This window comes from Pontibacillus sp. HN14 (genome assembly GCF_021129245.1).
Lineage (GTDB): Bacteria > Bacillota > Bacilli > Bacillales > BH030062 > Pontibacillus.
This window is the reverse complement of sequence record NZ_JAJOLR010000001.1, coordinates 885,123-898,186: the sequence shown is the minus strand read 5'-3', so window position 1 is coordinate 898,186 and position 13,064 is coordinate 885,123. Positions and strand designations below refer to the sequence as shown.

Annotated in this window: 16 protein-coding genes; all 16 read left to right on the top strand. The window is 38.2% G+C overall.

Going from position 1 to position 13,064, the window contains the following annotated elements; genetic code table 11:
- Positions 1-47: 47 nt before the first annotated feature.
- Positions 48-677 carry a YphA family membrane protein gene (locus LQ226_RS04570; RefSeq protein ID WP_231416670.1) on the top strand — a complete coding sequence of 210 codons (630 nt, stop codon included), beginning with the start codon at positions 48-50 and terminating at the stop codon, positions 675-677.
- The gene (locus LQ226_RS04565; RefSeq protein ID WP_231416669.1) at positions 674-1,570 is read left to right on the top strand and encodes a YIEGIA family protein; all 897 of its coding nucleotides are present in this window, start codon (positions 674-676) and stop codon (positions 1,568-1,570) included. The genes LQ226_RS04570 and LQ226_RS04565 overlap by 4 nt, the downstream gene beginning before the upstream one ends.
- Positions 1,567-1,752, top strand: a complete 186-nt coding sequence (locus LQ226_RS04560; protein WP_231416667.1) for a capping complex subunit for YIEGIA — start codon at positions 1,567-1,569, stop codon at positions 1,750-1,752. The genes LQ226_RS04565 and LQ226_RS04560 overlap by 4 nt, the downstream gene beginning before the upstream one ends.
- A 218-nt stretch (positions 1,753-1,970) precedes the next feature.
- Complete coding sequence (gene der, locus LQ226_RS04555; protein ID WP_231416665.1) at positions 1,971-3,281, top strand: ribosome biogenesis GTPase Der; 1,311 nt, start codon at positions 1,971-1,973, stop codon at positions 3,279-3,281.
- Between the two features lie 15 nt (positions 3,282-3,296).
- Entirely contained in the window at positions 3,297-4,325 is a 1,029-nt protein-coding gene (locus LQ226_RS04550) for an NAD(P)H-dependent glycerol-3-phosphate dehydrogenase (protein ID WP_231416663.1), read from the top strand.
- Positions 4,326-4,401: 76 nt separating this feature from the next.
- Positions 4,402-4,656 (top strand): stage VI sporulation protein F, encoded by a 255-nt coding sequence (locus tag LQ226_RS04545; RefSeq protein WP_036779430.1) that lies wholly within the window; start codon positions 4,402-4,404, stop codon positions 4,654-4,656.
- Between the two features lie 246 nt (positions 4,657-4,902).
- The gene (locus LQ226_RS04540; protein WP_231416661.1) at positions 4,903-5,100 is read left to right on the top strand and encodes a DUF2768 domain-containing protein; all 198 of its coding nucleotides are present in this window, start codon (positions 4,903-4,905) and stop codon (positions 5,098-5,100) included.
- 18 nt (positions 5,101-5,118) lie between these two features.
- The gene (locus LQ226_RS04535) at positions 5,119-5,853 is read left to right on the top strand and encodes a hypothetical protein (protein WP_231416660.1); all 735 of its coding nucleotides are present in this window, start codon (positions 5,119-5,121) and stop codon (positions 5,851-5,853) included.
- Between the two features lie 358 nt (positions 5,854-6,211).
- Positions 6,212-7,690, top strand: coding sequence for a stage IV sporulation protein A (gene spoIVA, locus LQ226_RS04530; RefSeq protein ID WP_231416658.1), 1,479 nt, complete (start codon positions 6,212-6,214; stop codon positions 7,688-7,690).
- Between the two features lie 387 nt (positions 7,691-8,077).
- Positions 8,078-8,350 carry an HU family DNA-binding protein gene (locus tag LQ226_RS04525; protein ID WP_231416656.1) on the top strand — a complete coding sequence of 91 codons (273 nt, stop codon included), beginning with the start codon at positions 8,078-8,080 and terminating at the stop codon, positions 8,348-8,350.
- Between the two features lie 157 nt (positions 8,351-8,507).
- Positions 8,508-8,738, top strand: coding sequence for a trp RNA-binding attenuation protein MtrB (gene mtrB / locus LQ226_RS04520; protein WP_231416654.1), 231 nt, complete (start codon positions 8,508-8,510; stop codon positions 8,736-8,738).
- Positions 8,739-8,903: 165 nt separating this feature from the next.
- Positions 8,904-9,686, top strand: a complete 783-nt coding sequence (locus LQ226_RS04515; protein ID WP_231416653.1) for a heptaprenyl diphosphate synthase component 1 — start codon at positions 8,904-8,906, stop codon at positions 9,684-9,686.
- A 3-nt stretch (positions 9,687-9,689) separates the two neighbouring features.
- Positions 9,690-10,403 (top strand): demethylmenaquinone methyltransferase, encoded by a 714-nt coding sequence (locus LQ226_RS04510; RefSeq protein ID WP_231416651.1) that lies wholly within the window; start codon positions 9,690-9,692, stop codon positions 10,401-10,403.
- A gap of 24 nt (positions 10,404-10,427) precedes the next feature.
- On the top strand, positions 10,428-11,399 hold the full coding sequence (gene hepT / locus LQ226_RS04505; RefSeq protein WP_231416650.1) for a heptaprenyl diphosphate synthase component II: 972 nt from the start codon (positions 10,428-10,430) through the stop codon (positions 11,397-11,399).
- A 96-nt stretch (positions 11,400-11,495) separates the two neighbouring features.
- Positions 11,496-11,942, top strand: coding sequence for a nucleoside-diphosphate kinase (gene ndk / locus LQ226_RS04500; RefSeq protein WP_231416649.1), 447 nt, complete (start codon positions 11,496-11,498; stop codon positions 11,940-11,942).
- 201 nt (positions 11,943-12,143) lie between these two features.
- Positions 12,144-12,917, top strand: a complete 774-nt coding sequence (locus LQ226_RS04495; RefSeq protein WP_231416647.1) for a CheR family methyltransferase — start codon at positions 12,144-12,146, stop codon at positions 12,915-12,917.
- The last annotated feature ends 147 nt before the right edge of the window (positions 12,918-13,064 follow it).

Below are 13,064 nucleotides of genomic sequence, written 5' to 3'. Positions count from 1 at the left end.
CTTGCAGAAGAGTTATGCATGATTAGAAATCATGCAAATGACCCATAATGAAAGGAGGGAAGGTGGAAGTCATGGGAGAAGGGCTGATCTTTTATTTTGTAAGCTGGTGCGTTTGGGTGGTGGTTACATTCCTTATGGCTAAGACACGGGAACGTTTTCTTGCTGGTTTATTTCTATTGGTCTTAATTATTAGTTCTAATGAGTCTGTAGCCATTTTTCATTTCCGTTTCAGTCTAACTGCCATCATTATTACTTGCGTTTGCATAGCTATTCTGATTAATAGGAAGAAAGTGGTTTATCCAACCTTTGCTTCTATAATCGTTAGTATTGGATATGCAGGTATGCTTTTATGGGAGACTGTTGTGCCTGTATGGGTAGTGATGCCAAGATTAATTCTATTGTCGCTGTTATGTTATATACTCCTTTATTTTTTAGTGGAGTCCATGATGGTCCGGTTAGCTATTTGGGGGTTTGGTTCAGTGTTTGGAGAGTTTATCTATTCTATGGTTGTGATGGGATACAATGTCAGTGCCCCCATTGGAGATGCAGGTTATTTGGATGTGCTTAGTCTTGTTTCTGTGATCGTAATGTTGAACTCTGCGGTGGCTTCGGTTGCAAGAACATTTGAACAGGCAGTATTGAATCGTGTGAGAAGAAAGGCGGGATTTCGTTCATGAATGAATATACTTATCCCATTATATTTGGGTTAATTATTGGAGTGGGAGTTCGACTCGTGATGTTACGTGCAGATTATCGTCAATACCCTACTTATTTACATGGGAAAGTCATACACATTTCACTCGGGTTTATTGCAGCATCTCTTGGGACTATTGCTGTACCTGCTATTATGGAAATGGAATTTACTGCAGTAACGTTTTTAACGATTGCAGCTTCTCAGTTTAGGGAAGTGAGAAATATGGAGAGGAATACATTGACTGAATTAGATTCTTATGAATTGGTCCCGAGGGGAAATACATATATAGAAGGAATTGCCATTGCTTTTGAAGCCAGGAACTACCTCGTCATCTTTACTTCTTTATTAGCAACGCTTAGCTTCCTTGTATGGAACATATGGGTAGCTCTTTTTGTTTCTCTGATTTGTTATTTCATCGTTCGCAAATTCATGAGTGGGAAGACATTAAAGGATATAGTAGATATCGAATATGTAGACCCTCATTTTGAGGGTGCAGGGTTGTATGTTGATAATATTTATATCATGAACATTGGTCTTCCTCAGAGGCAAAAGGAAATTGGTGAGTACGGGATGGGGTTCGTGTTAACACCTAAAAACTTTAATGTTCGATCCACTATAGCGAATCTTGGCCAACGACAAGCCATTCTACACGATATCTCCATTTCAATGGGCGTTTTCAGAGACAGTGGTACACCGGCACTGGTTCCGTTAATTAAGAGGGATCTGGACGATGGCCGAATCGGAGTTTTTGTTTTACCACAAGAGAGGGATAAAGAAAAAGCAGTAAAAATTATTGGAGCTGTTCCTGTGCTTGAAAATGCTATACGGATGCCGTCAGAATCTAAAGCCAATAAAGAGGAGGGAGATCTTCAATGAAAGTCGAAAAAATGGTGCTCGCAGCCATTACGACGAGTCGTGATAAAGTCGATGGAGGTGCTCCAATCTTTATTTGTGATTCTAAGGAAGAAATGGATAAAGTGGCCGCAAACCTTGAAGCGATACTGGATGGCATCTCTCATGCATTGAGTGACGAGCTCTATATTATCGTTAAACATTAATGAAGTGCTCGGAAGGTGCTCTAATTGTGCTAGAAAAGGATTGTTAGTTTCAAATCCTTCTGCTAAAATGAAAAAGTTAAGAGTAAACCCTTCTTACTTGACAAGAGGGGTTTGCTTCTTCATTTGCAATCGTCGAATTTCAAAGAGCGTTAAGCGTGAAACGCGTTTAAGAAAGACATTGTAAAAATAAGAATATGATAAGAAAGGGTGAACCTTTCATGCGAAAATCTGTAGTAGCTGTAGTCGGTAGACCGAATGTTGGGAAATCCACCATTTTTAACCGATTAGTTGGAGAGCGTATTTCGATTGTTGAAGATACGCCTGGTGTAACACGAGACCGTATTTATGCAGAAGCAGAATGGTTAAATACCACGTTTAATATAATTGATACAGGTGGAATAGAGCAAGGAGACGAGCCTTTACTAGTCAAAATGAGAGGACAAGCTGAGGTTGCAATTGATGAAGCTGATGTTATTGTCTTTATGGTAAATGGCCGTGATGGAATTACAGGGGCAGATGAAGAGGTAGCTAAGCTACTTTATAAATCTAATAAGCCTGTAGTGCTTGCTGTTAATAAAATTGATAATCCTGAGATGAGAGAAAAGATTTATGAATTCTATTCTTTAGGATTCGGTGAGCCATATCCAATCTCTGGTACACACGGACTTGGGCTTGGAGACATGCTTGATGAAGTTGTTAATCATTTCCCTGAACGTGTAGAGGAAGATGAAGATGATGATACAATTCGGTTCAGCTTAATCGGCCGACCGAATGTAGGAAAGTCTTCTCTTGTCAACACAATGCTAGGTGAGGAACGCGTCATCGTAAGCGACATCGAAGGAACAACAAGAGATGCAATTGACACATCCTTTACAAAGGATGATCGCGATTATATCATCATCGATACGGCGGGAATGCGTAAGCGCGGTAAAGTGTATGAAACGACTGAAAAGTATAGTGTAATGAGAGCCCTCAAAGCAATTGAGCGCTCCGATGTAGTCCTTGTAGTTCTAGATGGCGAATCTGGAATTATCGAGCAGGACAAACGCATTGCTGGTTATGCCCATGAAGCAGGTAAAGCTGTTGTCATTGTGGTAAATAAATGGGATGCCGTCGAGCGTGACGATAAAACGATGAAGAAATTTGAGGATAAAGTGCGTCAGGAATTTCAGTTCCTTGATTATGCACCTATCGTCTTCTTATCTGCTAAAACAAAAAAGCGTGTCCATACTTTATTACCTAGTATTTTACAAGCTAGTGAGAATCACACCAAACGCGTACAGACTAATGTGCTGAATGAAGTAATCATGGATGCTTTAGCAATGAATCCGGCACCTTCCTTAAAGGGGCAGAAATTAAAAGTCTTTTACATGTCTCAAGTAGCAGTATCACCGCCAACTTTTGTGGTATTTGTAAATGATCCGGATCTATTGCACTTCTCATATGAACGTTTCTTAGAGAACCGAATTCGTGATGCGTTTGGTTTTGAAGGTACGCCGGTTAAGATTTATGCACGTAGACGAAAATAAGGGGAGAGTGAAGGCATGGCAAATGTAGCCGTATTAGGTGCAGGCAGTTGGGGAACAGCCTTGTCCATTGTGTTAGCCGATAACCACCATGATGTTCGTTTATGGACTCATCGCCCGGAGCAGGCCAATGAAATAAACGACTTACACCAGAATAAGAACTACTTGCAAGAAGTCACCTTACCTGAATCCATTGTGGCTTATACCGACTTAAAGGAAGCTGTTAAAGACGTTACTGCTGTTGTAATGGTCGTTCCTACTAAAGCGATCAGGGACGTTTGTCAACAGTTACAATCCGTTCTTGATCATAAAGTAACGCTTATTCATGCTACTAAGGGAATTGATCCAGATTCTCTAAAGCGGGTCTCTGAAATGATCACAGAAGAGATGAGCGGGGAATACTATGATGATGTCGTTGTTCTTAGTGGTCCATCTCATGCTGAGGAAGTGGGGCTACGACAGCCAACTACTGTAACGGTTTCCTCTGAAACCATGAAAACAGCCGAATTAGCACAAGATTTATTTATAAACGAGAACTTTCGTGTATACACAAATCCGGATGTAGTTGGAGTTGAGTTGGGAGGAGCACTAAAGAATATTATTGCTTTAGGTGCAGGAATCTCAGATGGATTAGGGTACGGCGATAATGCAAAAGCTGCCCTTATAACAAGAGGGCTTGCTGAAATAGCGCGTCTAGGCACATCTATGGGATCAAGTCCTTTAACTTTCGCAGGTTTAACAGGGGTTGGGGATCTTATTGTAACCTGTACGAGCCAGCATAGTCGTAATTACCGTGCTGGATATTTATTAGGTCAAGGTAAAGATCTTGATGATGTATTAGAGCACATGGGAATGGTTGTTGAAGGCGTTCGTACAACAAATGCGGCTTATAAACTATCTCAGCAGCAAGGTGTTGAAATGCCAATTACAGCTGGAATTGAGCAAATTCTATTCCAAGATGCTGAGGCTAAAGATGTTGTCGATCAATTAATGACAAGAGGACGTCGACACGAAATGGAAGACTTATCAAATGTGTTAGGTGATTAATTTCTTATGAATACATCACGCTTACACTTCCTTCGCATATACTGTGTTTGAAAGTTTATTATAAGGAGGAAGTTACGTGAGCGGATTTCAAAAGAAAGCATTTGAGCATCTTCAAAATAAAGCCAACATCTCTCCGGATGAAATTATGAAAGTTGCTGATTCTGTAAAGAATGCAAACTTTAAAGATGAGAAAACTGTTCGTAATCTTGTGAAGCAGTTATCTAAAATGGCGGGCAAGCCTGTCTCTAAAGAAAAAGAAGACAAAATTGTTAAAGCTATTACGAACAATAACATGGATATGAACCAATTAAATCAAATGTTTAAAAAATAGTCACAAATAGGCACTTGAGGATACCAATACATGAATGATTGCATACTATAAAACGCAGCAGGATTTCAACTAGGGTTGTATGTAAAGGGTACTATTTAGTCAAACCGAGGTGAACTCGCCCCATTCACCTCGGTTTTTTGGTGTATAAAAGAATGAAAAGGGTTTCTTGCTAGCATATGGTAAGCTTGTAAGTTGTGGTATAATAAATTTCGTGAAAGTTGACACATGCAAAAGGAGTTGAATTCGTTGTCAAAATCGATGTTAAATATGTATATTTCTTTTGCTGGTATTATATTTATGTTCCTCTCCATTGGCTTGATTTTACTTAGTCGTCATAAGTTAAAGGGGATTTTAAGTGGAATCACTGCATTTTTAGCATACATATTTATGATAGTAGCAGGACTCATTATATTTTATATCGTCTTTAGTGGACCTACATCTTAAGAAGTGGAGGTATGAAGTATGTACATAAAGAAAATGGCGGTGCTCTTGCTGGCAGCGTTCATTTTAACTGGTTGTTTATATCCGGACGATCGTCTTTCTAAGAACCAAACACCAAACCAAGTTCAACTAGAGTCTCTCCAAGCAGCTGTGGATGAATTTAAGAAGAACAACCCTTACGCATTACCAATTAAGACGAGAGACCAAGATACGAATATTTTTCAAAAGTATCCCATTGACTATAAACGCTTGCGAGAAGAAAATCTTATCTCAGAAGCTCCAGGTAATTCGTTTGAACGCGGAGGCGTTTATCAATATGTCATCATTTATGCCGAAGAAGATCCGACTGTGAAAGTGATGGATTTAAGAGCAACGCAAGAACTACAAAAAATTAATAATCGTATCACAGCGTATAGAAATGAGCATCAGTATGCCCCTTACGGAGAACGGATTGCAAAAGATGTTTATAAAATTGATTATGAAAAGATTGGATTAAAACAAAACCCTACTATAAAAAGTCCGTATTCTGAAACTCAACTTCCCGTAGTAATGGATGCAAAAGGAAAAATATATTTAGACTATCGACAAGAACTCTACCAAGCTTTACAGGAGAACGATCACTCTTTCTCAAGTGGTGACGATATTCGATACTTACTTGTACAAGATTCTCCTATCGTGCCGTCCCATTCCCTTCCATATACTGTTAAAAATGGAGAACCAGTCTTTAATGGTGTCGACATAAACAATCCATCTTAAGAAATGAGACCTTTCAACTTGGTTGAAAGGTTTTTTTGTGTTCCTAATGTTGAATGACTTGGCAACTTCTCCGACTCATCCTCTGCTGGGATCATAATCTATAAAATATCTGATCAAAAATACCGTAAAATTTTTGCTTAGCTTTAAAACTATAGCATAATCATCCTTCCGTTTTTATATAGTAACAATAGTAGTAGGTCAAAAGGGATTAACCTTTGGCTGGACTAGATTCTATAGAAGAGGTTTTAAAAACAAGTCATAAAACAGTAGGACAACATCATAGACTTGTAATGCAAAGATTCGTTAGCAATCATCATTTGTTTGTCCAAGCGAAGTAAATGGATCGGGAGGGGATCACTTGGAAAGAGTTGATGTTTTTAAAGATATTTCTAAACGGACAGATGGAGATATTTATTTAGGTGTTGTAGGAGCGGTGAGAACAGGGAAATCCACATTTATCAAAAAGTTTATGGAGCTTGTTGTCCTTCCAAACATCCAAGATGAAGGTGAACGTGCAAGAGCTCAGGATGAACTTCCTCAATCTGCAGCAGGTAAGACGATCATGACAACGGAGCCGAAGTTTGTACCAAATCAGGCCGTTCAAGTACATGTGGACGATGGCTTAGATGTTAATTTTAGAGTTGTAGATTGTGTTGGATATACGGTTGATGGTGCTAAAGGTTATGAAGATGAGAATGGACCAAGAATGATTAATACCCCTTGGTATGAAGAACCCATTCCATTTCACGATGCTGCTGAAATTGGAACAAGAAAAGTTATTACAGAACATTCCACAATCGGTGTAGTTGTAACAACAGATGGGACAATTGGTGAGATTCCAAGAGCAGACTATGTTGAAGCGGAAGAACGTGTTGTGGAAGAATTAAGAGAAGTAGGAAAACCATTTATTATGATTATTAACTCTGTTCGCCCACACCACCAAGATACAGAGGTATTAAGACAAAAACTTCAAGAGAAATATGATATTCCTGTGATATCAATGAGTGTGGAAGGCATGAGAGAAAGTGATGTTTATAATGTGCTTCGAGAAGCATTATATGAATTCCCTGTCCTTGAAGTTAATGTGAATTTACCAAGCTGGGTTATGGTTTTAAACGAAGGTCATTGGCTTCGCAAAAACTACCAAGATGCGATTCAAGATACTGTGAAAGACATTAAAAGATTAAGAGACGTGGACCGAGTAGTCGGACAGTTCTCAGACTACGACTACATTGATAAAGCACAGTTAGCTGGTATGGAAATGGGAGAAGGAGTGGCTGAGATAGATCTCCAAGCTCCTGACTATTTGTACGATCAAGTTCTAAAAGAGATTGTAGGAGAAGAAATTAGAGGGAAAGACCATTTGCTTCAGCTTATGCAAGATTTTGCCCATGCAAAACGTGAGTATGATCAGGTGTCTGAAGCCCTTCAGATGGTAAAACAAACAGGATATGGTATTGCAGCGCCAGCCCTTGAAGACATGTTCTTAGATGAACCGGAAATTATACGTCAAGGATCAAGGTTTGGCGTTCGTCTTAAGGCTGTAGCTCCATCTATTCATATGGTGAAGGTAGATGTTGAGTCTGAATTCGCCCCTATTATTGGAACCGAGAAGCAAAGTGAAGAACTTGTTCGGTACCTGATGCAGGACTTTGAAGAAGACCCACTATCCATTTGGAACTCTGATATATTCGGGCGTTCACTAAGTTCTATTGTGAGGGAAGGTATTGGTGCGAAGCTTGCTTTAATGCCAGAGAATGCTCGATATAAACTTAAAGAAACCCTCGAAAGAATCATCAATGAGGGCAGTGGAGGGCTTATTGCCATCATTTTATAAGCGGTTAACCACCGCTTTTTTTATTTTTTTTAAGAAATTTTTTAGAGGGATTTCATTTCCCTAATACATGTAAAATAGAAATCTTATCCATATGCCCAAAACCCTTTCATATCAAGGGTTTTGGGTTTTGTTTAATAATTCAGAAAAAACAAGGTGGAAGGGAGAAAATGGGCTCGAAGACTTGATGTATCAGCCTTTTTGTTGAAGAAAGTTTGTTGTTTTTATTGAAATCACTCGCATCATCGTTTAATATAAGGCTTGTCATCAAGTTTTCTTGATGCACACACGTATAAAACGTTAAAAAATTGTGCACAAATGTATGTAACATCATGTTACGATCTTGGCACAAAATGATGCGTAACCATTTCCTGGGAGGAGGTGAATAGCATGAACAAGACAGATCTAATCAATGCAGTTGCAGAGAAAAGTGATCTTTCTAAAAAAGATGCTACAAAAGCTGTAGATGCAGTTTTTGATTCAATCACTGAAACACTTAAAGACGGTGATAAAGTACAACTAATTGGTTTTGGTAACTTTGAAGTACGTGAACGTGCGGCTCGTAAAGGTCGTAACCCACAAACTGGTAAAGAAATCGAAATTTCTGCTAGCAAAGTACCAGCATTCAAACCAGGTAAAGCCCTTAAGGATTCCGTTAAGTAATTACATAAAGGGCATAATGAGTAAGGCTGACTCAAGTTATGGGTCAGCCTTATTTTCACATTTATGTAGGAAAAGCTGTTCCTTAACAGTGTTAATGAATTGACACACATGGCAATTTAAGAGATATTAAATAAAGATTAGCTCTAGGAGGATTGAGATGAGCAACCAAAAGTCTAGCGGAGATTTTTTTGTAATAAAGGCTCTTGAAGATGGAGTGAATGTGATTGGCCTTACCAGAGGTACTGATACTCGATTCCATCACTCAGAGAAGCTTGATACCGGAGAAGTCATGATAGCCCAGTTTACAGAGCATACCTCGGCGGTTAAAGTAAGGGGAAAAGCACAGATTCAAACAAGTCACGGCGAGATGAATTCCGAGGCAGAGTGACCTGAACGCTCTGCTTTTTCTTTTATACATATAATCATTTTTAAATAATGGGCACACTATAGTTATTCAAAAATGTGTTGATCCGACCGGATATGCTATAATAGACGACAGTAAGCCGAGATACGGCACGAAAGGCTTTGGGTGATGTCAGTGAAGAATACAAACGTGAATATCGAACATTTAAGAACTAGTATTGAACATCAAATCCAACATCCTTATTTAGCCAAATTTATACCTGAACCCGTAATTTGTGAAGATAAACTAATGTTTCTTACGTCTTTACTAAAAGATACAGACCTTAGTGAAGATAAACAGAAACAATATATAATCTCAACGATGCTAGTACAAATAGCTCTAGATACGCATGAACTTGTGAATTCATCCAAAACGAATGAAGAAGACCATGTAACAAAGAGTCGACAGTTGACCGTATTAGCTGGAGACTATTACAGTGGGCTGTACTATTACCTTTTGTCTAAAATTGAGGATTTACCAATGATTCATACACTAGCTTCTGCTATTAAAGAAATTAATGAATTAAAAATGAAGATTTACAATCAGGATTTTCCATCGATAGCTCAAGTAATGGATGCTTTAAAACAAGTCGAATCATTATTGATTCAACGGGTAGCGGAATTTGTAAATCAACCTGTGATGAATGAGGTGGCGGGGGATTGGTTATTAGCCAAACGATTACAAGATGAAGACCGTCGTTTTCGTAAGCGTGAGAACTCCCCTTTAATTGAATTGTTAATTAAAAGCACGCTCGTTCACCAAAACGGTGCACAAGCTCTCCGAACGATAGAAAAATATATGAAGAAGCAAATGGTTTCAGTTGAGCAGTCTTTAGCACAGTTGCCAGGGAGCTTCAGTTCACTTAAAACGTACCTCCAACATCATATCTATCATTCATTTTATCTGAAACATCAAGCTGTGGAGGAAGGGTAATCAATGGACCAACAAACAAAATCACAACGTGTTCATCATGTATTTGAAAAAATCTATAATCGATATGACGTTATGAATTCCATCATATCGTTTCAGCGTCATAAAGCTTGGCGTAAAGATGTTATGAGTCGTATGAATGTTCAAAAGGGAGAAACAGCTATCGATGTTTGCTGCGGAACAGGAGACTGGACCATTGCTCTTGCTGATAAAGTAAAGGAATCAGGTAAAGTCGTAGGTCTTGATTTTAGCCAGAATATGCTTAGTGTAGGCAAAGAAAAGAAAAATGATCTTAATCTTGATTACGTAGATTTTATTCATGGAGATGCTATGGAACTTCCATATGAAGATAATAGCTTTGATTATGCAACAATCGGGTTTGGATTGCGAAATGTTCCAGACTATTTGCAAGTCCTTAAAGAAATGACTCGAGTTGTTAAACCAGGAGGTATTGTAGTCTGTCTTGAGACTTCTCAGCCTACTGCGTTTGGATTTAGGCAAGCTTACTACTTCTACTTCCAATATATCATGCCAGTTCTTGGTCGTTTATTTGCTAAAAGCTATAACGAATATGCTTGGCTCCATGAATCTGCAAAGGACTTTCCAGGAAGAGTAGAGTTAAAGCGTTTGTTCGAACAAGCAGGATTGAAAGATGTTGAAGTTAAAGGATACACTGGTGGCGTAGCTGCCATGCATCTTGGAACAAAACCATTGAAGTAAGAAAATGATATAAAGGTGACTCCGATGAAATTAGCGATGATCTATCCACACTTAAAACAAGATATTGATAAAATAGAAAAGTCTCTCAACACGACAATTCAAGCTGATCATAGCATCTTAAGAGAAGCTTCTACCCAATTGTTACAAGCAGGAGGAAAACGTATCCGTCCTGTTTTTGTTTTATTAGCAGCTAAGTTTGGTCATTATGATATCGAGAGAATTAAGCATGTAGCAGTAGCGCTAGAGCTTATTCATATGGCATCACTTGTTCATGATGATGTGATTGATGACGCTGAGCTCAGACGGGGCGAGCAGACAATTAAAGCTAAATGGGACAATCGTGTGGCAATGTATACAGGAGACTATATCTTTGCCAGAGCAATTGAGAGCTTATCGACTTTAGAAGACGCTAAAGCCCATCAAATCCTATCCAAAACAATTGTAGAGGTCTGTGTGGGTGAAATAGAGCAAATTAAAGATAAATTTGATTGGGATCAAAACCTCCGTACTTATCTACGTAGAATTAAAAGAAAAACAGCTCTTTTAATTGCTGTAAGCTGTCGCCTTGGTGCAGTAGCAGCTGGAGCTGACGAAAAAGTTGAAAGAGCTTTATTTAAGTATGGCTATTATGTAGGCATGTCTTATCAGATCATCGACGATGTATTAGATTTTACAGCGACAGAAAAGGAATTAGGGAAGCCTGCAGGGAGCGACTTAATGCAAGGGAATATTACACTCCCCGTTCTTTATGCGATGGATCAAGATGAAAGGTTTAAGCAAGAAGTACAAAGCTTATTCCAAAAAGAAGAGGTTACAAAGACTGATATGGCATGGGTAATCGAGAAAATTAAAGAATCTGGAGCGATTGACCAGTCGTTTGCTTTAAGTGAACGTTACCTCAACAAAGCATATGAGGCGCTAGATATCCTTCCCAATCAAAAAGAGAAACAAACCCTTATGAAAATTGCCAAATACATAGGAAAACGTAAATCATAAGAAAACGTTTGCTACTTTTCCGAAAATTTGATAGAATTTCATCTGGTTAAACATTTAAACGCTTTCATAATTCTACATAACTAAGAGGTGGAGAAAATGGAAAAAACGTTCATTATGGTCAAACCAGACGGAGTTCAAAGAAATTTAATCGGGGACATTGTAAGTAGATTTGAAAGAAAAGGATTTAAATTAGCTGGTGGGAAGCTAATGCAAATTCCTTCAAGTCTAGCAGAGGAACATTATGGCGAGCACAAAGAAAAGCCTTTCTTTGGTGAGTTGGTCGAATTCATCACATCTGGTCCTGTTTTTGCAATGGTATGGGAAGGTGAAAACGTAATCGCGACGTCTCGTCAAATGATGGGGAAAACAAATCCATCAGAAGCCTTGCCAGGTACTGTAAGAGGAGACTTTGGTCTTACAGTAGGCAAGAATGTTATACACGGTTCTGACTCTCCGGAGAGCGCTCAGCGCGAGATTGGTCTTTTCTTTAAGGATCAAGAACTTGTTTCTTATGAAAAGAACGATCAGAACTGGCTTTATTAGAATTATCGGTCGATGAAAGTATGATTAAAAAGGGCGTAACCACCTAAGGTTGCGCCTTTTTTTATTCCTTTTAGGGATGACTGAAAGAATGTGTTTACTAGTAGCAGCGGCGAAAGATTGTTTACATTGACATGGCCATTTATTAAGATTAAGAAGATTCATATACATGGGCAATAATGGAGAAGAGGAGAAATATAGGAAATGGCAGAGGACTATCAAGGATTTATTAATCAAGTTAAACGTAAGACTGGGATTGATCTTTCGTTGTATAAAGAAGCACAAATGAAACGCAGGTTAACGACCCTTCGGGATAAACGAGGTTATAAGAGTTTCGATCGTTATTTTCAAGCTCTATCAAAAGATGATGAATTGTTTTTTGAATTTCTTGATCGGATGACGATTAATGTGTCTGAATTCTATCGGAATCAAAAGCGTTGGGAAGTGCTAGAATCAAAATTATTGCCAGATCTAGTCAAAGGTAAGAAATCTTTAAAAGTCTGGAGTGCTGCTTGTTCCACTGGCGAAGAGCCTTATACACTTGCTATGGTATTGAGTCAATTTTTCCCTTTGAAAGACATTCATATATTGGCTACAGATATTGATGAAAATGTAATGTACAGAGCTAAACAAGGAATATATCCTGAACGTTCTTTAAAGGAGGTTCCTCCTCACATTAAATCTAAATATTTTAAGCCAAAAGGCAACTTATTTGAAGTTTCAGAAGACATCAAAAGGGTTGTAACGTTTAAAAAACACAATTTGTTATCTGATGAATATGAATCCCATTTTGACCTGATTATTTGTAGAAATGTTTTGATTTACTTTACTGAGGCAGCTAAAAGTGAAGTGTATAAACGTTTTAGTCATGCCTTAAATAAAGATGGTATTTTATTTGTAGGAAGTACAGAACAAATATTTAATGCACATACATATAATTTCGAGATAGCGGATACGTTTTTTTATAAAAAGAGTTAAGAAAGAGAGAGAAGACGTTTTGAGCTGTAATAAAAAATTCAGACTTTTTTGGATATTTAGATAGATCATACAATTTTTTAATAATGATGAACACAGCACCTATAGGATATGATATAGTAAGACAAAATTCATAAAGTTTAGCTGAGA